The 22695-nt window shown below is 62.3% G+C and carries 17 protein-coding genes; 9 read left to right on the top strand and 8 right to left on the bottom strand.

Annotated elements, in window-relative coordinates; translation table 11 throughout:
- Positions 1 to 1500 (top strand): Asp-tRNA(Asn)/Glu-tRNA(Gln) amidotransferase subunit GatB, encoded by a 1500-nt coding sequence (gene gatB, locus ACZ9HU_RS13530; RefSeq protein WP_476105667.1) that lies wholly within the window; start codon positions 1 to 3, stop codon positions 1498 to 1500.
- Between the two features lie 249 nt (positions 1501 to 1749).
- On the opposite strand, the gene ACZ9HU_RS13525 is transcribed toward gatB, so the two are convergent.
- On the bottom strand, positions 1750 to 4611 hold the full coding sequence (locus ACZ9HU_RS13525; RefSeq protein WP_476105666.1) for a M16 family metallopeptidase: 2862 nt from the start codon (positions 4609 to 4611) through the stop codon (positions 1750 to 1752).
- A gap of 153 nt (positions 4612 to 4764) precedes the next feature.
- Between ACZ9HU_RS13525 and ACZ9HU_RS13520 the strand changes: the two genes are divergently transcribed.
- Positions 4765 to 6531, top strand: coding sequence for a M28 family metallopeptidase (locus tag ACZ9HU_RS13520; RefSeq protein WP_476105664.1), 1767 nt, complete (start codon positions 4765 to 4767; stop codon positions 6529 to 6531).
- Between the two features lie 166 nt (positions 6532 to 6697).
- Positions 6698 to 9277: an ATP-dependent chaperone ClpB gene (gene clpB / locus ACZ9HU_RS13515; protein ID WP_476105662.1), complete on the top strand. Its 2580-nt coding sequence runs from the start codon at positions 6698 to 6700 to the stop codon at positions 9275 to 9277.
- Positions 9278 to 9315: 38 nt separating this feature from the next.
- Here the strand turns inward: clpB and ACZ9HU_RS13510 are convergent, their stop codons facing one another.
- Positions 9316 to 9942 (bottom strand): glutathione S-transferase family protein, encoded by a 627-nt coding sequence (locus ACZ9HU_RS13510; protein ID WP_476105661.1) that lies wholly within the window; start codon positions 9940 to 9942, stop codon positions 9316 to 9318.
- A gap of 118 nt (positions 9943 to 10060) precedes the next feature.
- On the opposite strand from ACZ9HU_RS13510, the gene mtnP reads away from it, so the two are divergent.
- Positions 10061 to 10927 (top strand): S-methyl-5'-thioadenosine phosphorylase, encoded by an 867-nt coding sequence (gene mtnP, locus ACZ9HU_RS13505; protein WP_476105659.1) that lies wholly within the window; start codon positions 10061 to 10063, stop codon positions 10925 to 10927.
- A gap of 47 nt (positions 10928 to 10974) precedes the next feature.
- Here the strand turns inward: mtnP and desA are convergent, their stop codons facing one another.
- The gene (desA, locus tag ACZ9HU_RS13500; RefSeq protein WP_476105657.1) at positions 10975 to 12363 is read right to left on the bottom strand and encodes a syringate O-demethylase; all 1389 of its coding nucleotides are present in this window, start codon (positions 12361 to 12363) and stop codon (positions 10975 to 10977) included.
- A 45-nt stretch (positions 12364 to 12408) separates the two neighbouring features.
- Positions 12409 to 13104, bottom strand: coding sequence for an alpha/beta fold hydrolase (locus ACZ9HU_RS13495; RefSeq protein ID WP_476105654.1), 696 nt, complete (start codon positions 13102 to 13104; stop codon positions 12409 to 12411).
- 184 nt (positions 13105 to 13288) lie between these two features.
- On the opposite strand from ACZ9HU_RS13495, the gene ACZ9HU_RS13490 reads away from it, so the two are divergent.
- The 3 genes from ACZ9HU_RS13490 (at position 13289) to ACZ9HU_RS13480 (ending at position 15521) form a co-directional block, all read left to right on the top strand.
- Complete coding sequence (locus ACZ9HU_RS13490; RefSeq protein ID WP_476105651.1) at positions 13289 to 14164, top strand: methylenetetrahydrofolate reductase; 876 nt, start codon at positions 13289 to 13291, stop codon at positions 14162 to 14164.
- Positions 14165 to 14238: 74 nt separating this feature from the next.
- Positions 14239 to 15111, top strand: coding sequence for a formyltetrahydrofolate deformylase (purU, locus tag ACZ9HU_RS13485; protein WP_476105650.1), 873 nt, complete (start codon positions 14239 to 14241; stop codon positions 15109 to 15111).
- Positions 15112 to 15128: 17 nt separating this feature from the next.
- A complete protein-coding gene (locus ACZ9HU_RS13480; RefSeq protein ID WP_476105649.1) occupies positions 15129 to 15521 on the top strand; it encodes a dihydroneopterin aldolase in 393 nt (130 codons plus the stop codon).
- Positions 15522 to 15635: 114 nt separating this feature from the next.
- Here the strand turns inward: ACZ9HU_RS13480 and ACZ9HU_RS13475 are convergent, their stop codons facing one another.
- Positions 15636 to 16502 (bottom strand): LysR family transcriptional regulator, encoded by an 867-nt coding sequence (locus ACZ9HU_RS13475; protein ID WP_476105648.1) that lies wholly within the window; start codon positions 16500 to 16502, stop codon positions 15636 to 15638.
- A 321-nt stretch (positions 16503 to 16823) separates the two neighbouring features.
- On the opposite strand from ACZ9HU_RS13475, the gene ACZ9HU_RS13470 reads away from it, so the two are divergent.
- Positions 16824 to 17528, top strand: a complete 705-nt coding sequence (locus ACZ9HU_RS13470; RefSeq protein ID WP_476105647.1) for a CoA transferase subunit A — start codon at positions 16824 to 16826, stop codon at positions 17526 to 17528.
- A 5-nt stretch (positions 17529 to 17533) separates the two neighbouring features.
- Entirely contained in the window at positions 17534 to 18169 is a 636-nt protein-coding gene (locus ACZ9HU_RS13465) for a CoA transferase subunit B (RefSeq protein WP_476105645.1), read from the top strand.
- 60 nt (positions 18170 to 18229) lie between these two features.
- Here the strand turns inward: ACZ9HU_RS13465 and ACZ9HU_RS13460 are convergent, their stop codons facing one another.
- The 3 genes from ACZ9HU_RS13460 to ACZ9HU_RS13450 are packed head-to-tail and all read right to left on the bottom strand — an operon-like array spanning position 18230 to position 22530.
- The gene (locus ACZ9HU_RS13460; RefSeq protein ID WP_476105643.1) at positions 18230 to 19846 is read right to left on the bottom strand and encodes a DHA2 family efflux MFS transporter permease subunit; all 1617 of its coding nucleotides are present in this window, start codon (positions 19844 to 19846) and stop codon (positions 18230 to 18232) included.
- A gap of 10 nt (positions 19847 to 19856) precedes the next feature.
- A complete protein-coding gene (locus ACZ9HU_RS13455; protein ID WP_476105641.1) occupies positions 19857 to 21053 on the bottom strand; it encodes an EmrA/EmrK family multidrug efflux transporter periplasmic adaptor subunit in 1197 nt (398 codons plus the stop codon).
- A gap of 4 nt (positions 21054 to 21057) precedes the next feature.
- Entirely contained in the window at positions 21058 to 22530 is a 1473-nt protein-coding gene (locus tag ACZ9HU_RS13450; protein ID WP_476105639.1) for an efflux transporter outer membrane subunit, read from the bottom strand.
- Positions 22531 to 22695: the final 165 nt, after the last annotated feature.

Raw genomic sequence — 22695 nt, 5'->3', positions numbered from 1 at the left:
ATGAGCAATTATCGTATTCAGGGCGCAACGGGCGAATGGGAGGTCGTGATCGGCCTTGAAGTCCATGCGCAGGTCACCAGCAACGCCAAGCTGTTTTCGGGCAGCGCCACGGCTTTTGGCGCCGAGCCGAACAGTCAGGTTTCGCTGGTTGATGCGGCGATGCCCGGCATGTTGCCCGTGCCGAACATGGAGTGCATCCGTCAGGCGGTGCGCACCGGCATGGCGATTGAGGCGGCGATCAACAAGTGGTCGCGCTTTGACCGCAAGAACTACTTCTATGCCGATTTGCCGCAGGGCTATCAGATCAGCCAGCTCTATCACCCGCTGGTGGGCGAGGGATCGCTGACCATCGAGGCGGATGAGAAGGCGGGTATCCCTGAGCCCAAGGTCATCGGCATCGAGCGCATTCACGTCGAGCAGGACGCGGGCAAGCTGATGCATGATCAGCACCCGACCATGTCCTATGTTGACCTCAACCGCAGCGGCGTGGCACTGATGGAAATCGTCAGCCGCCCTGATATGCGTTCGCCCGCAGAAGCAGGGGCTTACCTGTCAAAGCTGCGCCAGATTGTTCGCTATGTCGGTTCGTGCGACGGCAATATGGATCAGGGCTCGATGCGCGCCGACGTCAACGTGTCGGTGCGCCGCCCGGGCGAAGAATTCGGCACGCGCACGGAAACGAAAAACGTCAATTCGGTGCGCTTCGTGATGGCCGTGGTCGAATCGGAAGCCAAGCGTCAGGTCGCGTTGATCGAGGACGGCGGCAAGGTGGTGCAGGAAACGCGCCTCTATGACCCGGACAAGAATGAGACGCGGTCGATGCGGTCCAAGGAAGACGCGCATGACTATCGCTACTTCCCCGATCCTGATCTGCTGCCGCTGGTGCTGGACGATGCCTTCCTTGAGGAATGCCGTGCGTCCTTGCCCGAACTGCCCGATGCCAAGCGGGCGCGTTATGTCGATGGGCTGGGCCTGTCGGCCTATAATGCGGGCGTGCTGACCAATGACGTCGATACGGCGCGTTGGTTCGAGGCGCTGCTGGCGGCCACTGCCGCTGCCCAGAACAAGAGCGAGGCCGATGTTGCCAAGCAGGCGGCCAATTGGCTGCTGTCGGAATTCTTCGGCGCGTTGAACAAGCTGGGCAAGGATCTCTCGACCAGCCCGATTTCGCCCGAAGGTGCGGCCGAACTGCTGGCGCTGGTCGGCAATGGCACGATTTCCGGCTCCATCGCCAAGCAGGTGCTGGAAAAGATGCTGGAAACGGGCGACGCGGCGGGCGTGATTGTCGAGCGCGAAGGCTTGAAGCAAAACTCGGACACCGGCGCGATTGAGGCGGTGATCGCCGAAATCCTGACCAAGAACGCGGATAAGGTCGAGCAATATCGCGGCGGTAAGGAGGCCCTTTTCGGCTTCTTCGTCGGCCAGACCATGAAAGCGATGCAGGGCAAGGCCAATCCGCAGATCATCAATGAACTGCTGAAGAAAGCTTTAGCTTCGTAAAAGGGGTTTGCCGCTGGCGGGTTAAGGGCCTTGGCCCTTAACAATCCCCGTACTGTATGTGTTGCGCTGTAAGTTCGACTGAGGTTGAATGGCGCGACGTTAGAATTTTAAAAGCCTGCGGCGCAGATTAGATGGCGCCGCAGGCTTTTAATATATTAGCTTTGTAAATTGTGCTGGCCCGCAATCAAGGCACTACCTCGTAATCGGGATTGCAAAGGGACCAAGTCCCTTTGCCCGCCGGAGGCAAATTTACTTGCCCCCCGACACCTCCACCGGCAACCCGACATCCTTCAACTGCGCCTCGACCTTGGCCTTGTCGCCCACGACGACGAAGGTCAGACCATCGGGCTGGAGATATTCCGCCGCCTTGGCCTCCAGCGCTTTGGCATCGATGCTGCGATAGAGCGCGGGCAGCTTGCGGTAATAGTCGTCGGGCCGCCCAAGACGTTCATTGGATGCGATCGCGCCCAGCACTTGCCCATTGGTTTCAAACTTGTTGGGCAGGCCGCGGATATTGCCATCGGTCACGCGCTGCAATTCCTCGGCACTGACGGGTTTTGCCCCCGGAAAGGCCTTCATATCGGCAATCATCGCCTTGATGGAATCGCCGGTACGGTCGGTCTGGACCGGCGCGAAGAGGATCATGCTGCGCGCGCCCAGAGGCTGGCGCACGGCGGTCGATACGCCATAGGACCACGCCTTTTCCTCGCGGATGTCGAGGTTGAGGCGCGAGAGGAACCCGCCGCCCAGCACTTCATTGGCAAGGTCGAGCGCCTCCTGACCCGGTGCCCGGCCATCAACCGGCAAGACCTTGCCTGCAACGATCATGGATTGCGGCGAACCGGGGCGGTCGATCAGCACGATGCGCGGACGCGGCGTGGGGGCCGCCGCCGTGATCGCCTTGACCGGCTTGGGGCTGGCCGGAGCCTTCCACGCGCCCAGCGCCGCCTCCAGCTTGGGCAGCAATTCCTCCATCGTGATATCGCCCACCACCGTCACGCGGGCCAGATCAGGGCGAAGCCACTGGTCATGCGCGGCGCGCAAATCCTGCGTGGTCAGCGCCTTGAGCGAGGCCGCATTGCCCAGCCCGTCCGAAGCATGGCCATAGGGATGGCTCGGCCCAAACAGCAACGGATTGATCGCCCGCAGCGCCACACCGCGCGGATTGGCCATGGTCTGGGCCAGCGCCGCCAGACGCTGATCTTTGACCCGCGCCACTTCGGCGGGGTTGAACGCGGGATGCAGCAACACATCGGTCATCAGCGAGAGCGAAGGCGCCAGATTGGCCGACAGCGCCGAAAGCGTGATCGAACTTGTGTCCAGACTGCTGCCCGTCTCGATGCTTGCGCCCAGACGCTCCTCTTCCTCCAGCACCTGCACCGCGCTGCGGTTCACCCCGCCGGTGGCGTCCTTGACGGTCCCTTCCTTCAGGATCGAGAGCATCAACCCCTGCGTGCCCGGCGTGTTGAGCGAGTCGGCGGCAACGCCTGCATCAAACCCGATACTGACCAACACTTTGGGCACGGCGGTGCGGCGGGCCAGCGTGACCGGCATGCCGTTGGACAGCGTTGCGTGCTGAACCGTGGGAAAGGCAAGTTCGCCCACCGGCGCAACCTCGGGCGCTTTGCGCGGGGGGGATTGCGGGACGGGGGGGACGGGCGCCTTGGCGTCGGGCTTGGGCGCGGGGCGCGTCGCCTCATCGCCCCAACCGCCCAGCAATTCGCCCTTCTGCTTGCGCTCGCCCGGCGTAACGGCGATGGCCAGAACGGGGCGCTTCATCCAACGCCCGGTCGCCGCCTTGATCTGCGCCGGGGTCAGGGCGGCCAGTTCGGCCAGATCCTTTTTATACTGCGCCGGATCGCCCGAATACATCAGCCCCTCGGCTAGCGTGGTGCCTTTGCCGCCAAATCCGCCGACAACTTCGAGCGATCCGATTTCGGCGGACACCGACCGGGTGGCGGCCCGCTTGACTTCATCGGCATTCGGTCCGGTGGCAAGAAACCGCGCAATTTCCGCGTCCAGTGCCGCCTCGGCCTTGGCACGCGGCACGCCCGGTTTCACATCCATCGAGATTTCAAGGAAGCTGACCTGTTCATGTGCCTCGAATTCGGCGCTGACCGAAACGGCCACCTGCTTGCCCCGCACCAGCGCATTGTCCAGCCGCGAGGACGCCAGCCCGCCAAGGACGCTCATCCCCACATCCAGCGCGGCGGCATCTTTGTCATTCATGCCCGGCGCGGACCAGATACGCATGATGCGCGTGGTGGCGACCTTGTCCTGCAATTCAATCCGCTTGGGGGCTTTGAGCGTTACCGGCCCTGCGACCACCGGCTTGACCGCCGGACCCGTTGGGATGTCGCCGAAATACCTTTCGACCAACGGGCGGGCCGTCGCCACATCCACATCGCCGGTCAGCACCAGCACCGCATTATTCGGCCCATAGTGATCGGTGAACCAATGGCGCACATCGGTCAGGCTGGCCGCGTCCAGATCGGCCATCGAACCGATGGTCTGGTGGCGATAGGGGTGGCCGACCGGAAACAGCCCGTCGGTTTCGGCATAGCGCAAAAGGCCATAGGGCTGGTTGTCGCCCTGACGCTTTTCGTTCTGAACCACGCCGCGTTGCTTATCCAGCTTGTCCTGCGTCACCGCGCCCAGCAGGTGCCCCATGCGGTCGCTTTCAAGGAAAAGCGCCAGCGGCAAAGCCCCGGTCGGCACGGTTTCGACATAATTGGTGCGATCGTACCATGTGCTGCCATTGGTGCTGGTCGAACCGACCGCCTCCAGAGGCACATCGAAATTGGGGACGTTCTCGCTGCCGCCAAAGAAGAGGTGTTCGTAGAGATGGGCAAAGCCGGTCTTGCCGCGCGGCTCATGCTTGGATCCGACGCGGTAATAGGTGGTCACGCCAATGATCGGCGCCTTGCGGTCGGTATGGACCAGAACCGTCAGGCCGTTCGACAGCTTGAAGCTTTCGTAGGGAATATCGACCTTTTTCACCAGTTCCGAAAGCGGGGCCGGGGCCGGAGCATTTGCGGTCTGGGCAAAAGCGGGCTGAACGCAAAGGGTGAGGGCAAGTGCCAGAAGCGGCGCGGAAATCTGGTGACGCATGGTGTTTCCCATCTTTGGATACACTATGGGTAGTTTCATCCCCGACCTGTCGCAAGGATGAACCTTGCGAATTTTAGGGGCTTTGGGCCGCTTGCCTGTTCAGAATTCGGCCTTATGCTGACATGCATGTCAATTTCCCGAAATGAGAGATGCATGCCTGCTGTTGCGAAGTTTTCCGCCTGCCTGATCCCCGCGCTTTTGTTGGTCAGCCCCGCCCGTGCCATTGAATCGGTCGAGGCCACCGAGGCGATGTATGAAGAAGCCGGTGCCCCGGTTGCCGCCATTCCTGCGGCCAAGCCCGAAGCCCCGATCCGCGCCGAAGCGGACCTGCCGCTCGACCCGCGTTTTTCGGCAGAGCGTATCAAATCCGACATCGCCTTTTTTGCCGATGACCTGCTCGAAGGGCGCGATGTGGGCAGCAAGGGGCATGAGATCGCCGCCCGCTTTGTGGCCCAGCGTTTCGCCTCGCTGGGCCTGACGCCGATGGGGGACATCGGGGCGGATGGCAAGCGTGGTTGGCTGCAACGCATTACGTTCCAGAAGACCTCCTATGCCGATGGCCCCGCAGGCATGGAAATCACCGGCCCCAAGGGCAAAGTGAATTTCGAACATGGCAAGCAGGTGATGGTGTCGGCCAGCGCCAATGAGCCGAAACTTGATATCACCGCGCCTCTGGTATTCGTGGGCTATGGCATCGACAATGATCTGATCGGCATCAATGATTACAAAGGGCTGGACGTAAAGGGCAAGATCGTCGTCGTCCTGCGCGGCTATCCCACCGGCATGGCCAGCGAGGAGGGCGCGCATCTGTCTGCCACCAAGGCGCAGATGGCCCAGGCCCATGGCGCGATTGGCGTGATCACGGTGGCCACCAATGCCTCGGCCAAGGTGCGCCCTTGGGAACGGGCGCTGCAATATGCTTTCTATCCCAATTACGCATGGGTGGGTCAGGACGGCAAAGCCAATGAGGCGGCCCCCGGCATCCGCCTTGCCGGATCGGTGAGCGATGAGGCCGCATCGGCGCTGCTGGCGGGCGGCCCGCGCACGCTGGCGCAAATCCGGGCTGAGGCGGATAAGGTGGGCGGTCGTCCCAAGGGCTTTGCCCTCAAGACCACGCTTCACGCTTTTGTGAACAGCAAGTCCGAGCGCGTCACCAGCCCGAACATCGTCGCCATGCTGCCGGGCAGCGATCTGAAGGATCAGACGGTGGTGCTGTCGGGCCACCTCGATCACCTAGGTATTGCCGCACCCAAGCCGGGCGATGCACCGGACAAGGACCGCATCTATAATGGCGCGATGGATAATGCAGCGGGCAGCGCAACCACGCTTGAGGTTGCCCGCGTCCTGTCCGAGGACAAAAAGGGGCCGCGCCGCTCGGTGGTGTTCCTGATCTCTACGGCCGAGGAAAAGGGCCTGCTGGGCGCGGATTATTACGCCAACCATCCCACCGTTCCGGCTTCCAGCATTGTGGGCAATGTCGATCTGGACATGCCGGTGCTGCTCTATCCCTTTACCGATGTGGTGGCCTATGGCGCGGATCATTCGACGCTGGGGCCGATTGTGGCCAATGCGGTCAAGCCGATGCAGGTGAGCCTCTCGCCCGATCCGATCCCGGCCGAAACGATCTTTGTGCGTTCGGACCACTATCGCTTTGTGCGCAAGGGTGTGCCGGCCGTGTTCCTCGCCACCGGCTATGCCAATGGCGGGGCGGCGGCCAATGAGGCGTTTCTGGCCAAGACCTATCACCAGCCCAACGACGATATGAATCAGGCATGGGACTGGCGCGCGGGCGCCCGTTTTGCCGAGGCCAATTATCGCATCACCCGCGCCATGGCCGATGGCGATACGCCGCCGCTGTGGTTCAAGGGTGACTTCTTTGGCGACACCTATGCGCCGGGTGCGTCGAGGGCCGTCAAGTAAGCCCGCGCGGCGTTTGAGCGTTCGTTGAGCGATGATCTTTCTCATCGCTCAACCGGATTGTTCCGTATCAAGGAACGGAAGAACATGGGGCGGTAATTTCTTGTTGCAAGGGCTTGTGTGGCGATTTTGTCACACTACCTTGTGAGGCAACGGAGGAACCGACCCCATGAACCTCGAAAAGTTTACTGACCGCGCCAAGGGTTTCCTGCAAGCCTCGCAAACCCTGGCGATCCGCCTGAACCATCAGCGCATCACGGCGGAACATATTCTGAAGGCCCTGCTGGAGGACAGCGAGGGCATGGCCAGCGGGCTGTTGCAGCGCGCGGGCGGCAACCCGGCGATTGCCAGCGCCGAGGTGGACAAGGCTTTGGCCAAGATCCCGGCGGTGTCGGGATCGGGCGCGCAAGCGCAACCGGGCCTCGACAATGATGCCGTGCGCGTTCTGGACAGCGCCGAACAGATTGCCACCAAATCGGGCGACAGTTTCGTCACGGTCGAACGCATCCTTGTCGCGCTGGCTCTGGCCACCACCACGGCGGCGGGACAGGCGCTGAAGGCCGCCAATGTGACGCCGCAATCGTTGGAGGCAGCGATCACCCAATTGCGCGGCGGACGCACGGCGGACAGCGCGGGCGCGGAAAACGCCTATGATGCGATGAAGAAATATGCCCGCGATCTGACGCAGGCGGCGCGAGATGGCAAGCTGGACCCGGTGATCGGTCGTGACGAGGAAATTCGCCGCACGGTGCAGATCCTTGCCCGCCGGACCAAGAACAACCCCGCGCTGATCGGTGAACCAGGCGTGGGCAAGACTGCGATTGCCGAAGGGTTGGCGCTGCGCATTGCCAATGGTGATGTGCCCGACAGTTTGAAGCATCGCCGCCTGATGTCGCTCGACATGGGCGCGCTGATCGCGGGTGCCAAATATCGCGGCGAGTTTGAGGAGCGCCTCAAGGCTGTCCTCGACGAGGTGAAGGGCGCGGAAGGCGAGATCATCCTGTTCATCGACGAGATGCACACGCTGATCGGCGCGGGCAAAAGCGAAGGTGCGATGGATGCGGGCAATCTGCTCAAGCCCGCTCTGGCGCGCGGCGAATTGCACTGCATCGGCGCGACCACGCTCGATGAATACCAGAAGTATGTCGAGAAAGACCCAGCGCTCCAGCGCCGGTTCCAGCCCGTTTTCGTGGGCGAACCGACGGTGGAGGATACGATCTCGATCCTGCGGGGCCTCAAGGAAAAGTATGAGCTGCACCATGGTGTGCGGATCGCCGACAATGCGATTGTCGCGGCAGCCACCCTGTCGAACCGCTATATCGCCGACCGATTCCTGCCCGATAAAGCCATCGACCTGATGGATGAGGCCGCCAGCCGCATCCGCATGGAGGTGGAGAGCAAGCCGGAGGAAATCGAGAATCTCGACCGGCGGATCATCCAGTTGAAGATCGAGGAAATGGCGCTGGCCAAGGAATCGGATCAGGCGTCCAAGGATCGGCTGGCCACCTTGCGCGAGGAACTGGCCAATGCCGAGCAGAAGTCGGCCGAACTGACCACCCGTTGGCAGAACGAGCGTGACAAGATTGCCGCCGAGGGCAAGATCAAGGAGCAGCTTGATGCCGCCCGCATCGAGCTGGAACAGGCACAGCGTAAGGGCGATCTGGCCCGCGCGGGTGAGCTGTCCTATGGCCGCATCCCCGAACTGGAGCGGCAATTGGTCGAGGCGCAGTCTCAGGCGCAAAACGCCATGCTGCGTGAGGAAGTGACCGCCGACGACATTGCCGCCGTGGTCAGCAAATGGACCGGCGTGCCCATGGAGCGCATGCTTCAGGGCGAGCGGGAAAAGCTGCTGCGCATGGAAGAGGTGATCGGCAAGCGCGTGATTGGCCAAAAGGATGCGGTCGTGGCCGTCTCCAAAGCCGTCCGCCGTGCCCGCGCCGGTTTGCAGGACCCCAACCGTCCTCTGGGCAGCTTCCTCTTCCTCGGCCCGACGGGCGTGGGCAAGACCGAGCTGACCAAGGCGCTGGCCGGGTTCCTGTTCGACGATGACAGCGCGATGGTGCGCATCGACATGAGCGAGTTCATGGAGAAGCACGCCGTTTCGCGTCTGATCGGCGCCCCTCCGGGCTATGTCGGCTATGATGAAGGCGGTGTGCTGACCGAGGCGGTGCGGCGGCGGCCCTATCAGGTCGTGCTGTTCGACGAGGTGGAAAAGGCGCACAGCGATGTGTTCAATGTGCTGCTTCAGGTTCTCGACGATGGCCGCCTGACCGATGGGCAGGGGCGCGTGGTGGATTTCACCAACACGCTGATCATCCTGACATCGAATCTGGGCAGCCAGTTCCTTGCCAATCTGCCCGATGGGGCCGATGTGGAAAGCGTCGAGCCGCATGTGATGGAAGTGGTGCGCGGCCATTTCCGCCCTGAATTCCTCAACCGCCTGGACGAGATCATCCTCTTCCACCGGCTGGGTCAGGAGCATATGGCGCCCATCGTCGATATTCAGGTGGCGCGGGTGCAGAAGCTGCTCAAGGATCGCAAGATCACGCTCGACCTGACCGAGGCGGCCAAGCGCTGGCTGGGCCGGGTGGGCTATGACCCGATCTATGGCGCGCGGCCGTTGAAGCGCGCCGTTCAGCGCTATGTGCAGGACCCATTGGCCGAAAAGCTGTTGGGCGGCGAAGTGCCCGATGGCAGCACGGTCAACATCGACGAGGGCGATGGCGCACTGAACATGAGCGTGGCGTAATGGGAAAGGGCCGGGGGTTGAATCCCGGCCCTTTTTCGTCAGCTTGGCGGGATGAATTCCTGCTGGATTGCCTGAAATTCGGGGCGGGCCTCGGCGCGGGCGCAATGGGCGGTCAGCGCGGAATAGTCGGCCAGCGATACCAGCCAGCCATAGGCCTCGGACACGAAGCGCCCCACCACCGCGACGGCAATGTCGTCATGGCCCGGCGTTTCGCCATACCACCAATCGCCATCCCGCGCCGCACATTCGGCATCCAATGCGGCCAGCCCATCGCGGATCTGCCCTTCGCTGCGGGTGGAGAAGAAGGGATCGACCCCGCCGCCAAATTTGCGCATGTAGAAATAGGAGACCGCCTTGTCCGCAATCGAGGTGGCCGTGGCGATACGCTTTAACGCCGCGCGCCGCGCCGGGCCGGATGGGGCGATCAACGCCTTGTCGCGGCCGTGGGTTTCGTCGAGATAATCAAGGATCGCCCCGCTCTCGATCAACACCTCGCCATCGTCCAGCACCAGTGTCGGCACCCGCTTCAAGGGGTTGAGGTGGGCGAATTTGTCGCCATCGCCCATCACTGAAAACGGGCTGTGTTCGAACGCCATCCCGTAAATCGTCATCGCAATGCCGACGCGGCGGACAAAGGGGCTGTCGAACTGGCCAATCAAAAGCATATGGGTTTCCTTTCGCGCGCAGACTGCACAGGCGGGCCGTGATTGGCAAGTGCAAGGAATTTTGACGAAAAGCGCAATCCGTCCTAGTCAGCGCGCAGGATACAGGAGTTTGAGCCTTATGAGCGCATGGCATATCGGGGTGATTGGCGGATCGGGTCTGGCCGAGGGGATCGGGCTGGAAAATGCGCAGGAGATCGCCGTCGAAAGCCCGTTCGGCGCGCCCAGCAGCAGCGTCACCACTGGCACACTCGACGGCGTGCGCATGACCTTTCTGCCGCGCCACGGACCCGGCCACGCCATCCCGCCCAGCGAGGTCAATTACCGCGCCAATATCGACGTGCTGAAACGCTGCGGCGTTACGGATCTGGTCTCGCTCTCGGCGGTGGGGTCGCTGCGAGAGGAATATGCGCCGGGCCATTTCGTTTGCGTCGATCAGATGATCGACCGCACCGAAGGCCGCGCGCGCAGCTTTTTTGGCACAGGCATGGTGGCCCATCTGGCGCTGGCCGATCCGGTGTGCCCGCGTCTGGCGGAATTGCTGGCGATTTCGGCCCATCATGCGGGCGGCACCGTGCATCCGCGCGGCACCTATATTGCCATCGAAGGCCCGCAATTTTCCACCCGCGCCGAAAGCCGGATGTATCGCGGATGGGGCGCCGATGTGATCGGCATGACCGGCTTTCCCGAAGTGCGTTTGGCGCGCGAGGCTGAGCTTCCCTATGCGATGCTGGCCATGGTGACCGATTATGACGCCTGGCGCGACGAGGAGGCGGGTGTCGAGGCCCATGAGGTTTTCGCCACGATGAAGGCCAATGCGGCGCTGGCCCGAGCGGCGGTGCGTGAATTGGTCCGCCTCTTGCCCGAAACCCGCGAGGCAAGCCCGATTGATCGCGCGCTGGATGGCGCCTTTGCCACGGCCCCGGCGCAGCGTGATTCGGCTTTGCTGGCGCGGTTGGATGCGGTGGCGGGCCGCGTACTTCGCTAAAAGAAAAACCCCCGGCCTTTGCGGGCCGGGGGTTTCTGCACCAAGCCTTAGGCCTGACGGTTGCGCCAGCTGTCGGCATAGGCGTCACGCGCCACTTCCGAATAGGGCACCGAGGCGACCACGGCCTTGATTTCGGTCTGAACGTGACGCTCGACGGTGGGCTTGCGCGTGCCGCCATCGGGTTCACCCCACAACAGCGTGACCTGCGTGCCGGGCGTGGCGACGCTTTCATCCACCATGGCCAGCGTCAGGAACTTGCCCTCGTTGGCGGTGTAACCGATCCAGGTGGACAGGCCGACCAGCTTGCCGTCCTGAAGCACCTGATCGAACGGGTGCATGGAATAGACTGCGCTGGGATATTCCATATACTTGGCGCGGTCGCCCTTTGACAGGGCCGAGGATTGGACGCGCATAACGTCTTCATTGTCCAGAGCCAGCGTCACCTTGCGGCGGTGCGGACCCGCAGCCTTGGCTTCCAGCGCCTCGCGGCCGATGAAGTCATGGTCGAACTTCACAAACGGGCCATAGCCCAGATCCCACGGGGTCAGGTAATAGCCTTCGATGCTGTCGGGCACATAGGAACCGCCGATCGAGCACTTGGCTTCGTAGCTGTTGGCGCTGGCCCATTCGCGGAAGCCCTTGGAACCTTCGCCGGTGTAGGTGGCGGGCAGCGGCGAGGGGATCCAGCCCGATTCCAGCGTGTTCGACGAATAGGTGCGACCACCGCACAGCGTCAGGCCAAATTCCTTGCCCGCTTCGACCAGCGCGCCGTGGACGGCGGCGTAATCTTCCCACGGACCGAACAGTTCATAGCCCGGCTGACCCGCCATGCCGTGACGCAGCGCGCGCACCTTCGCACCGCCGAATTCCAGCGTGGTCATGTGGAAGAACTTGAGATCCGGCGCGGCATAGCCCAGCGCCTTGGACAGCACGGCCATCGCGTTGGGGCCTTGCAGCTGGAAGCGGTAGCTCTTGCGCTTGCCATCGGTGCGCATGGCCCAGCGTTCGTCGCGCTCGACCTTGACGTCCCACTTGCCGGTGGCGGCGTGATATTCGACCCATTCGATGGCGGGCGCGCGGCCGACCAGATTGAACAGGTTTTCACCCAGATAGAACAGGATCACGTCACCGATCACATAGCCTTCGGGCGTGACGGGCACGAATTGCTTGGCGCGGTCGGGGACAAAGCCCTTGAAGCTGTTGATTCCCAGATAGTTGAGCATGGCAAAAGCATCGGGGCCCGACACTTCCAGATCAACCATGTGGTACGACTGGTTGAACAGCACGGCGGTCTTGGCCCAAGCCTGCTGTTCGGTGCGCCAGTTCGAATATTCAGCCGGAACGCCGGGATAGACGTTGGGGCCAACCTGCGCGTTGCGCAGCATTTCGACAATGTCGCCGCTGGCATCGAGGACTTGTTGCAGGCTTTGGGTCATTCTTCTCTCCTTGGGGTCAATCTTGCAGCGAAGGTTGCGTGTTGGTCAGGCAGGCTGGTGGAGCCAGTCCGCGATGATGTTGTTGAAGGCTTGCGGCCTTTCAATGGGCAGGAAATGGCCAGCCTCGGGCACGATTTCCAGTGTGGCGCCGGGGATGGCGTCGGCAATGGCTTGGGCCTGTTGGGGCGGGCTCCATGCGTCCAGTGCGCCAGTGCAGGACAGGACGGGCATGGATAGCGTCGGCAGGAAATCCTCCAACGCCGGGCGCGAGAGCAAGGCCTCAATCTGCGCTTCGAAGGCGGAAAGGCCCTGTTCCAAGCACATGGTGGTCAGCGGCGCCATCAGGGCCGGGCGATTGTCGGGCGCAATCATCGGGGGCAGCCAGTCGGAAACCAGCGCCGCCATGCCATGCTCACGCCCCTTGTCGCGCAGGGCGTAGCGCTTTTCGGCCTCACCGGCGCCAACGGGATGTGTGCCGGTGGAAACCAGCGCCAGTCGCTCGACGCGGTGCGGGGCAAGGCGGGCAACCTCGATCGCCACGCGCGCGCCCATGGAATGGCCCAGCAGAGCAAAGCGTTCCGGCGCATCGGCCAGCAATTTTTCCGCCATGGTGACCAGCGAGGAAACCGCCCCCCAACCGGTCAAAGCGCGCGCAAACGGAAAAGCGGCGCATTGCGCGGCAAAGACCCGCGAATCGCAGATCAGGCCGGGAACCAGCAGCAAAGGGAGGTTTTCAGACATCGTCACCCGTATTTTTCTCGTCCATGAAAAATTCATCTATACGAAATTATCGGTCGGCGCTAGAGAGTACTTCCATGTTGCACACATTTCGTTTTAGTAAGTGTCGCATACAAAATGGATGGCCGGGATGACGCAGGCGCGAAAGCCTTCATCCGCGGGCGTCAAAGAGAAAGGGCAGAGGACTATGGTGGCCATTTCGCAGATTCATCCCAATTGGGAGCGGGCGCCGAACGGCATTACCGACGGATTTTCCTTGGAAATCACGGCAAAGGATGGCGATTCGCTGCGCGCGGCCGCGCCTAACATTCCTGCCGAGACGCCGATCGCCGTCACCTTCCTTCCCGGCGAAGAAGCCCCGGCGCGAATCGCGGCGGCCAAGGCTGTGCGCGCGTTGGGCTTTGAACCGATGCCGCATTTTTCCGCCCGCCGCATCGCCAGTCAGGCTGAGTTCGAAGATTACCTCAACACCGTCGTTCAGGAAGCGGGCGTAAAGCGCTGCTTCGTTATCGCGGGCGACCCGGAACAGGCCGCTGGCCCCTATAATGACTCCAGTGAACTGATCGCGACCGGCTTGTTTGAAAAGGCCGGGATCAAGGCGATCGGCGTGGGCGGCCACCCGGAAGGGCATCCCAACATGACGCAGGAGCAGTGCTGGGAGGTGCTGGCCCGCAAATGTGTCGATATTGATGCGCGCGGCATGGCGCCTTTGGTGGTGACGCAATTCGGGTTTGATCCCGATGCGGCTCTCAACTGGCTGGAGCAACTGCGGTTGCGCGGGATCACGGCGCCGGTGCGGATCGGCGTTCCGGGGCCGGCGGGCATCAAGACGCTGATGCGCTTTGCCGCGCGTTGCGGGGTGGGCGCCTCGGCCAGTGTTCTGGCCAAATATGGCATTTCGATCACCCAGCTTTTGGGCAGCGCCGGGCCGGACAAGCTGGTCGATGCGCTTGCCAAGGGGCTGGATGAACGGCATGGACCGGTCCGGTTGCATTTCTATCCCTTTGGCGGACTGGAAAAGACCGTGGCGTGGATCAACGGATATCGGGCATCGCGGGGCTAATAAGCGCCTGCACGCGAAGGAATAAGCGCTGGCGCGCGCGACGCGCCGGCGGGAGAGAGAAAGGATCAATGCAAGTGACCACGTCTGACCACGACACTGTTTGTACGCTCAGCCTGTCCTGTGCCGACCAACCCGGCCTTGTGGCCAAGGTGGCGGGCTATCTGGCGGGGCGCGGGGGCAACATCCTTGACGCACAACAGTTCAATGACCGCATCACTGACCGCTTTTTCATGCGCGTTGTCTTTGCCTTGCCGCAGGGCGATTCGGCCGAGGAATGGCGCGCCCATTTCGGCGATCTGGCGGCTGAACATGGCATGGATTGGCGCCTGCGCGTCAATGGCGAAAAGCAGAAGGTCGTGCTGATGGTCAGCAAGTTTGACCACTGCCTTGGCGACCTGCTTTATCGGTGGCGCATCGGCGAAATCGACATGGATGTGGTGGCCATCATCTGCAACCATGATCGCAAGCATATCACGACCAGCCTGATCGGTGATCTGCCTTTCTATCACTTGCCGATTACCAAGGACACGAAACCGCAACAGGAAGCGCAGATCAAGGCCATCGTGACCGAAACGGGGGCCGATCTGGTGGTGCTGGCGCGTTATATGCAGATCCTGAGCGATGATCTGGCAGGGTTCCTGTCGGGTCGTTGCATCAACATCCACCACTCGTTCCTGCCCGGCTTCAAGGGTGCCAAGCCCTATCACCAGGCCTATGAGCGCGGGGTCAAGATGATCGGTGCGACGGCGCATTACGTTACCGCCGACCTTGATGAAGGTCCGATCATTGTGCAGGACGTGGGTAACATCACCCACGCCCACGCGCCCGAAGATCTGGTCCGTCAGGGCCGCGACATCGAACGCCGCGTTCTGGCCGAGGCGGTCAAGGCCCATCTGGAGGACCGCGTGTTCCTCAATGGCCATCGCACCGTGGTTTTTCCGGGCTGATACAGGAGGCGGGGCGTATGGAAAGTGTGATCTCCCTGCGCCCCGCGCAGTCGGCGGCTTCCGAAGTCGCCGAAACGGTGGTGCGCCTGTCGGGTTTTGAGGTGATGGCCGCCGTCGGCGTCAATCATGGCGAAATCGGGCGGCGGCAACCCTTGGTAATCTTTGCCGAACTGGGCCTTGGCGTCGGCGCGATTGATCGTCTGGAGCAGACCGTCGATTACCGCGACGTTGGCGCGGCGGCGGAACATCTGGCGCGCACCCACATCGACCTGATCGAAAGCTTCGCCCGGCAATTGGGTGAGGCTTGTCTGGGGATGGGCAGCGTCCTTTGGGCGCGGATACGGATTGATAAGCCGGAGGCGGTGGACAATGGTATGGCGTCGGTATCGGTGATGGTGCGGGCGGTTTAACGGGGCACATTTGCCTCCGGCGGGTTAAGGGCGGGGGCCCTTAACAATCCCGATAATGAATGGCGCTTGGATCTCGGCCTTGCGTGAGTTTGCCGCGCCGCAGGCAAAACTCCTTTAACGAGGATCAATCCGCAACCCCGCCGCCCGCCTGAACAGTTCCAGCACCAAAGGATCGCTTTCTTCGGCGCGAATGGCGGCCTGAAATTCGATCCCGCGCTTGGGCCGTGGCCAGACCTCTTGCAACCGCCCGCCTGCCACCGCATCACGCGTCATGGTTTCGGGCAGGAGGGCCATACCTTGCCCGGCGATGATGATGTCGATCAACATGCGGGCATTGTTGCAGGTGCGGATCGCGGGCAATGTTTCGCCAGCCAGTGTTTCGAGCATAACCTGATGCAGAGGCGATTGGCGGGGCAAGGACCATATGGGTGGCACCGCACCCTTGCGCATGGCCTGCGCCGTGGCGGGCGAGGCCAGCCATTGCAATTCAACCGCCCCGATGGATGCTGTTTGCAGACCCGGACTGGCCGCAGGGCCAGCCAGAAAGACCAGATCGCTGGTCGCCCCCAACAGGTTTTGCAGCAATTGCGCGGTCAGACTGATCGTGATGTCCAGCGTCAGTGCGGGCATGTCGCGCTCGATTTCGGCCACAAATCCGGGCAGGCACGAAGCCGCCGCGATTTCCCCTGTGCCGATGCGCACCACGCCGCGTGCCCCCGCCAGATTGTCCGAGGCCAGCGTCCGTTCCAGCGCCGCCCACAAAGGTTCGGTATCGCGCACCAATTGCCGACCGCGCACGGTCAGCAACATCCGCCGTCCCTCACGTTGAAACAGGGCATAGCCGATCTGCGCCTCCAATTCGCGCACCCGGGCCGAAATGGTGGGTTGGGTGGTGTTCAACCTTTCCGCCGCCGCCGCGAAAGTGCCGAGGCGGGCGATCCAGAGCAGGGTTTCGAGGTGGTAGAGGGCGATACGGTTCAATTTATGCCTCCGGCGGGCAAAGGGCGGGGGCCCTTTGCAATCCCGTTAATGGGTGGTGCTTTGTTTGCGATGATGTGTCTTTCTGCGGAGCGTTTTATAGCCTGCGGCGCGGCAAGTTCACGCAACGCGCAACCCATGACGCAACAAGGACAGTACCGGGATTGTTAAGGGCCCCCGCCCTTAACCCGCCGGAGGTAACTTATCTTCCTCACCCTAAAACATCACCATCACCTATCAATACCCCAAAAAAAATATCATTAGAACGCATCAATTTCATCCGATACACTCCCCTCGAATTAATCCCGAGAGAGAGGGAGCTGTATGGCAAGCAAGGTTTATCCCAGCGCAGAGGCCGCGCTGGACGGGTTGTTGCGCGATGGTTTGTTGATCGCCAGCGGGGGCTTTGGCCTTTGCGGCATTCCCGAACGTCTGCTCGATGCGATTCAGGCCAGCGGGGTCAAGGATCTGACCTTTGCCAGCAACAATGCGGGCATCGACAATGAGGGCATCGGCAAGCTGCTGCGCACGCGGCAGGTGAAGAAGATGATCTCGTCTTATGTGGGCGAGAACAAGGAATTCGAACGTCAGTATCTGGCGGGCGAACTGGAGGTGGAATTCACTCCGCAAGGCACGCTGGCCGAGCGCCTGCGCGCGGGCGGGGCGGGCATTCCGGGCTTTTACACCAAGACGGGCGTGGGCACGCTGGTGGCCGAGGGCAAGGAAACCAAGGTCTTTGACGGACAGGAATATGTGCTGGAGCAGGGCATTTTCGCTGATCTTGCCATTGTGAAGGGTTGGAAGGCCGACACCACCGGCAATGTGATCTTCCGCAAGACGGCGCGCAATTTCAACGTGCCCGCCGCCACCGCCGGGAAAATCACCGTGGTCGAGGTCGAGGAGATTGTCGAGCCCGGCCAATTGGACCCTGACGCGATCCATCTGCCCGGTGTCTATGTTCAGCGCATCGTGCTGGGCAGCTATGACAAGAAGATCGAATTCCGCACCACCCGTCCGAAGGAGGCCTGAGCACAATGGCTTGGAACCGCAATGAAATGGCCGCCCGCGCCGCGCGCGAACTTCAGGACGGCTTTTATGTGAACCTTGGCATCGGCATCCCGACGCTGGTGGCCAATTACGTGCCCGAAGGGCTGACCGTGACGCTGCAGAGCGAGAACGGCATGCTGGGCATCGGCCCGTTCCCCTATGAGGGCGAGGAAGACGCCGACCTCATCAATGCTGGCAAGCAGACGATCAGCGAACTGCCCCATTCCGCCTATTTCGACAGCGCGCAGAGCTTTGCCATGATCCGTGGCGGTCATATTGACCTCACCGTCCTTGGCGCGATGGAAGTGTCGGAAAATGGCGACATCGCCAACTGGATGATTCCGGGCAAGATGATCAAGGGCATGGGCGGCGCGATGGATCTGGTCGCGGGCGTCAAGAAGATCATCGTGGTGATGGAGCATTGCGCCAAGGATGGCAGCGCCAAGTTCATCCCCTCCTGCACCCTGCCGCTGACGGGGCGCAATGTGGTGGACATGATCGTGACCGATCTGGCCGTGTTTGCCCGCCCCGATCACAACAGCCCGTTCAAGCTGGTCGAACTGGCCCCCGGCGTGACGGCGCAAGAGGTCCGTGAAAAGACCACCGCACATTACGTCGATTAAGGCGCGTCCAAACGCCAAACAAAAAGGCCGGGGTGGATCAAACCGCCCCGGCCTTTTTGTTTAATCGACAACCACCGCGCCACCCTGCGGCGGCGCAGGTTTACGCGTACACCACAAGAGCGCGAGCATGGCCAGACAGCCCATTCCGGCAAACCAGAAGATGTCGAGCGAGGACATCAGGTACGACTGGTTGATCATCTGACCCGTCAGCGATCCGGTGGCTTGCGCCTTGCTCATGCCCATCGTCTGCAAATGGTTCATGGCCTGAACATAGGCGGGATTGCCGTTATTGGCTGCCTCGGCCAGACGGCTTTGGTGCAGCACTTCGCGCCGATCCCAAAAGGTCGTGGTGATCGATGCGGCAAAAGCGCCCCCGGTGATACGGGCAAAATTGGAAATGCCCGTGGCCGAAGGAATGCGATGTGGGCCAAGCCGGTCAAAGGACAGTGTCGTCATCGACATGAAGAACGTGCCCATTGCCGTTCCCTGTACGATCGAGGGCAGGACAAAGTGGAACAGGTCGGTGTCCGGCGCAAATTCGGTCCGCATGAAATAGGACGCCGCAAAGGCAATCAACGCATAGGTCGCAACATAGCGCAGATCGATCGTGCCCGCCGCCCGCGCCACCACCGGCGCAAGGAAAAAGGCCACCATACCGGCCGGCGCCGATACCAGCCCCGCCCATGTCGCCGTATAGCCCTGTTGCGTTTGCAGCCAGAGCGGCATCAGCAGGTTGCTGGCAAAGAAGAAGCCATAGCCCAGACAGAAGCATAGCGTGCCAATGGCAAAGTTGCGGCTCTTAAACAGGGTCAGGTCAACCGCGGGATGTTCCTCGGTCAATTCCCAGATCAACCAGGCGAAGAAACCGACCACCGCCACGACGGCCAGCACGCAGATGAAGGTCGAATTGAACCAGTCCTCGTCCTTGCCAAGGTCGAGCACGACCTGAAGCGAGCCGACCCACAGGATCAACAGCGCCACGCCGCCCCAGTCAAAGGGCAATTTCACCGGCGGCGTATTATACGAGCGCATCCGCGCCATCAGCACGCCCACCGTGATGAAACCCACCGGCACGTTGATCAGAAAGATCCAGCCCCAGTGGTAATTGTCCGAAATATACCCGCCAAGGATCGGCCCCAGCACCGGCCCGACCAGCGCCGTCATCGACCAGATCGACAGGCCCACGGTCCGCTTTTCCGGCGGGAAAATGGCCAGCAGCAATGCCTGACTGCCCGGAATCATCGGGCCGGACACCGCGCCCTGCAATAATCGGAACACGATCAGCGAGGGCAGCGACCACGCAATCCCGCAAAGGAACGAGGCCATCGTAAACAGCGCGACCGAGGCGATAAACGTGTTCACCACCCCAAACCGCCGCATCAGCCAGCCCGTCAGAGGCACGGTGACACCATTGGCCACGGCAAAGGCGGTGATCACCCATGTCGCGGTGCTGCTCGCTTCGCCCAGGTTGCCCGAGATCGTGTTGAGCGCCACATTGGCGATGGTGGAATCCAGCACCTGCATAAATGTGCCCAGCGCCAGCGCAAAGGCCGCGGTAAACAGCGCCGCGCCGTGAAGTGGCGGCGGCGTTGCGGCGATGGGGCCTTCATCGGGTTCGTCGATGGCGAAGTCACTCGCGTCCAGATCCGGCGAATCTGGAGGAAGGGTTTTGCTCATGCTTTTTGCCTCAACGCCCGGCGTTGGCTGCGATGATCTGGCGAATGCGCGCCTCGACCGCAGGGCTGACCGTATCGATGGGTTCGCTGGCTTGCGCCACGGCGGGCAAGGCGGTCACGGGCTGGCCGGTGCCTTGCGAGGTATCGACCTCGACATTGACCGACAGGCCAAGACGCAGCGGGTGCGCGTCCAGTTCCTTGGGGTCAAGCGCGATGCGCACCGGTACGCGCTGAACCACCTTGATCCAGTTGCCGCTGGCATTTTGCGCGGGCAACAGCGCAAAGGCCGCGCCCGAACCCGCCGACAGGCCGATGACCTTGCCGTGATAGGTGACCTTTTTACCATAGGCGTCGGAATGCAGGATTGCCGGTTGGCCAATGCGCAGATCGGCCAGTTGGGTTTCGCGGAAATTGGCGTCTACCCAAACCTTGCGCAGCGGCACGATCGACATCAGCGGCGCGCCCGGCGCAACCTGCTGGCCGACCTGTGCGGCGCGCTGGGCCACAACGCCATCGACCGGCGAGGCCAGTTGCATGTGCGAACGGGCGATGGCGGCGCGCTTGACCGCGGCAATGGCGGCCAAGACGGCCGGATTGTTCGCGACATCCGCCCCGGCCACGGCGCTTTGCGCATCGGCGCGGTGGCTGCGGGCCAGATCGAGATTGGCCTGCGCCATCCGTACGGCTTCGTTGGCGTGGGCGACTTCTTCGGCCGAGATGGCGCCCGAACCCACCGCCTTTTCGCGGCGGACAAGGTCGCTCCTGGCGGCGGCAAGGCGCACTTCGGCCTGGGCAATTTCGGCGTCCGCCGTGCCGACCTTGGTAAAGCCGGAACGCACCGTGCGCGCCGCGCGTGCCAGTTCGGCCTCGGCCGCGGCCAGTTGGGCATCGGCCAGCGCGGGGTCTAGATCGACCAGAACCTGCCCCGCCTTGACCGCCTGCGTGCTTTCCGCGTGAACGGCAATGACGGTGCCGGCGTCACGTGCGGTAATCTGGGTCACGTTGCCCGCCACATAGGCGTCGTCGGTTTCCTCGGTCGCGGCCGACATCATCGTATAGGCGCCGTAACCGGCCGCGCCGATCAGCACGGCCACCCCCAGCAGCAGGAAGCCCTTGCGACGCGACGCGCTCTTGGCTGGGGCGGGGGTGAAATCGTCGGCCATGGTGGAGGCATCGTCCTTGTCGAATGAATGATTTTGCTGGTTCATGGATTTACCTTTTGGCGACAACGGCAGGCGTTGCGCCCGGTTCCTGATCGGGCAACGGGGTGAAACCGCCGCCCAGCGCGACCAGCAATTGAATGCGCTTGATGGCGCCATCGGCGGCCAGATCGACCTGGGCCTGTCGCGCGGAAAGCAGGCGTTCGCCCGCGCTCAACACGTCCAGATTGGTCGACAGGCCCGATTTCAGGCGAACCTTGTCCAGCGAGACGGTCTTTTCCAGCCCGGTGCGAATGTCGGCCTGCTGCATCGCGTCGCGGCGGTTGGTTTCAACACCCGACAGGGCGTCGGCGGCATCACGCACCGCGTCCACCACGGCTTTGTTATATTGCGCGATGGCAACATCCGCCCCGGCGACGGCCTGACGATATTGTGCGCGCAAGGCCCCGCCGGAAAAGATCGGGAGGTGTACCGCCGGACCAAACCCGCCGGTCAGCGCGCTGCCCGTAAACAGCGATCCGATGCCCAGCGCCTGCGCCCCGACAAAGGCGCGCAGGTTGACGTTGGGATAGAATTCGGTCTTGGCGATCCGCTGGCCCACCATGGCCAAATTCACCTGTTCACGCGCGGCCAAAAGGTCGGCGCGGCGGGCCAGAAGATCGGCGGGCAGCGCTTCGGGAACAGGCAAAGCCTTGTCCAGCGCCAGCGTCGGGGTGGTCAGTTTGGCACCATAATCCGGCCCCCGTCCGACCAAAGCGGAGAGCGCGTGCAGCGCCACCAACCTTGCGCCTTCGGCTCGGGTCAACGCCTGTTCCGCCTCGGATTGCAGGGTGCGGGCGCTGGCAATGTCGAATTCATTGCCAAGGCCGGCATCACGGCGGGCCGTAACGATCCGCAGCGATGCGGCGCGCGATTCGACAAATTCGCGGGCGATGCGGGCCTGCGCCTCGGCGCGGGCGAAATTGACATAAGCCTGCGCCACGCTGCCCGAAATGGACACGCGGGCGGCGGCCAGCTGCAATTCATTGGCTTTGGTAAAAGACTTGGCCGCGCGCACCAATTCCCTTTGCCGCCCCGCCAGATCGAGCGACCAGTCCAAATTGGCCTGCGCATTGGAAATCCACGTCCACGATCCGCCCAATGGCGCGGGGTAGATGTATTTGTTCGACAGGCGCTGATCCATGGCCGAAACATCGGCGGACACCTGCGGCATCCGCTGCGCCTTGGCCGACGCGATCAGGCCGCTGGCCATGCGCAGGCGCGCGGCGGCTTCATCAAGCGACGGATTGGCGGCAAGCGCATCGGCCATGATCCGGTCCAATTGCGGATCACCCATCGCCAGCCACCAGTCGGGGGAAACCGGGACCACAGGTGTTTCCGCAGCGTTCAGGCCAAGTTGCGCGCCATCGCGGGGCGCGAGTTGGGGCTTGTCATGAGGCAGGCCGGCGCATCCGGCCAATGTCGACATCGTCAAAGCTGTTGCCAACAAACGCTTGGCCCGCAGCTTTGTGGGGGAAATGGTCATGTGTAGCTTTCGTTTATCTTTCCGACGGCATTCCGGAACCGGCGGAAAGTCTTGCAAGGTGAAGTGAAGGGGGGCTCCACCTGATACTGACAGTTGTGTTATAGTGCGGCGCAGCGTCAAGGATTATCCGCCAATGCGGCATAATAGTGTTTCTGAACTGCGTAT

This window comes from Novosphingobium sp. Sphag1I (assembly GCF_056279125.1).
The sequence above is the reverse complement of the archived record's forward strand: the minus strand, read 5'-3'. Positions and strand labels throughout refer to the sequence as shown.

Bases quoted from the DNA above. Each gene is read 5' to 3' on its own strand.
- ACZ9HU_RS13460 (WP_476105643.1), bottom strand. From the start codon at position 19,846: ATGAGCAAAACCCTTCCTCCAGATTCGCCGGATCTGGACGCGAGTGAC.
- ACZ9HU_RS13490 (WP_476105651.1), top strand. From the start codon at position 13,289: ATGGTGGCCATTTCGCAGATTCATCCCAATTGGGAGCGGGCGCCGAAC.
- ACZ9HU_RS13480 (WP_476105649.1), top strand. From the start codon at position 15,129: ATGGAAAGTGTGATCTCCCTGCGCCCCGCGCAGTCGGCGGCTTCCGAA.
- ACZ9HU_RS13525 (WP_476105666.1), bottom strand. From the start codon at position 4,611: ATGCGTCACCAGATTTCCGCGCCGCTTCTGGCACTTGCCCTCACCCTT.
- ACZ9HU_RS13455 (WP_476105641.1), bottom strand. From the start codon at position 21,053: ATGAACCAGCAAAATCATTCATTCGACAAGGACGATGCCTCCACCATG.
- ACZ9HU_RS13470 (WP_476105647.1), top strand. From the start codon at position 16,824: ATGGCAAGCAAGGTTTATCCCAGCGCAGAGGCCGCGCTGGACGGGTTG.
- ACZ9HU_RS13450 (WP_476105639.1), bottom strand. From the start codon at position 22,530: ATGACCATTTCCCCCACAAAGCTGCGGGCCAAGCGTTTGTTGGCAACA.
- desA (WP_476105657.1), bottom strand. From the start codon at position 12,363: ATGACCCAAAGCCTGCAACAAGTCCTCGATGCCAGCGGCGACATTGTC.
- ACZ9HU_RS13465 (WP_476105645.1), top strand. From the start codon at position 17,534: ATGGCTTGGAACCGCAATGAAATGGCCGCCCGCGCCGCGCGCGAACTT.
- mtnP (WP_476105659.1), top strand. From the start codon at position 10,061: ATGAGCGCATGGCATATCGGGGTGATTGGCGGATCGGGTCTGGCCGAG.
- ACZ9HU_RS13510 (WP_476105661.1), bottom strand. From the start codon at position 9,942: ATGCTTTTGATTGGCCAGTTCGACAGCCCCTTTGTCCGCCGCGTCGGC.
- ACZ9HU_RS13495 (WP_476105654.1), bottom strand. From the start codon at position 13,104: ATGTCTGAAAACCTCCCTTTGCTGCTGGTTCCCGGCCTGATCTGCGAT.
- clpB (WP_476105662.1), top strand. From the start codon at position 6,698: ATGAACCTCGAAAAGTTTACTGACCGCGCCAAGGGTTTCCTGCAAGCC.
- ACZ9HU_RS13520 (WP_476105664.1), top strand. From the start codon at position 4,765: ATGCCTGCTGTTGCGAAGTTTTCCGCCTGCCTGATCCCCGCGCTTTTG.
- gatB (WP_476105667.1), top strand. From the start codon at position 1: ATGAGCAATTATCGTATTCAGGGCGCAACGGGCGAATGGGAGGTCGTG.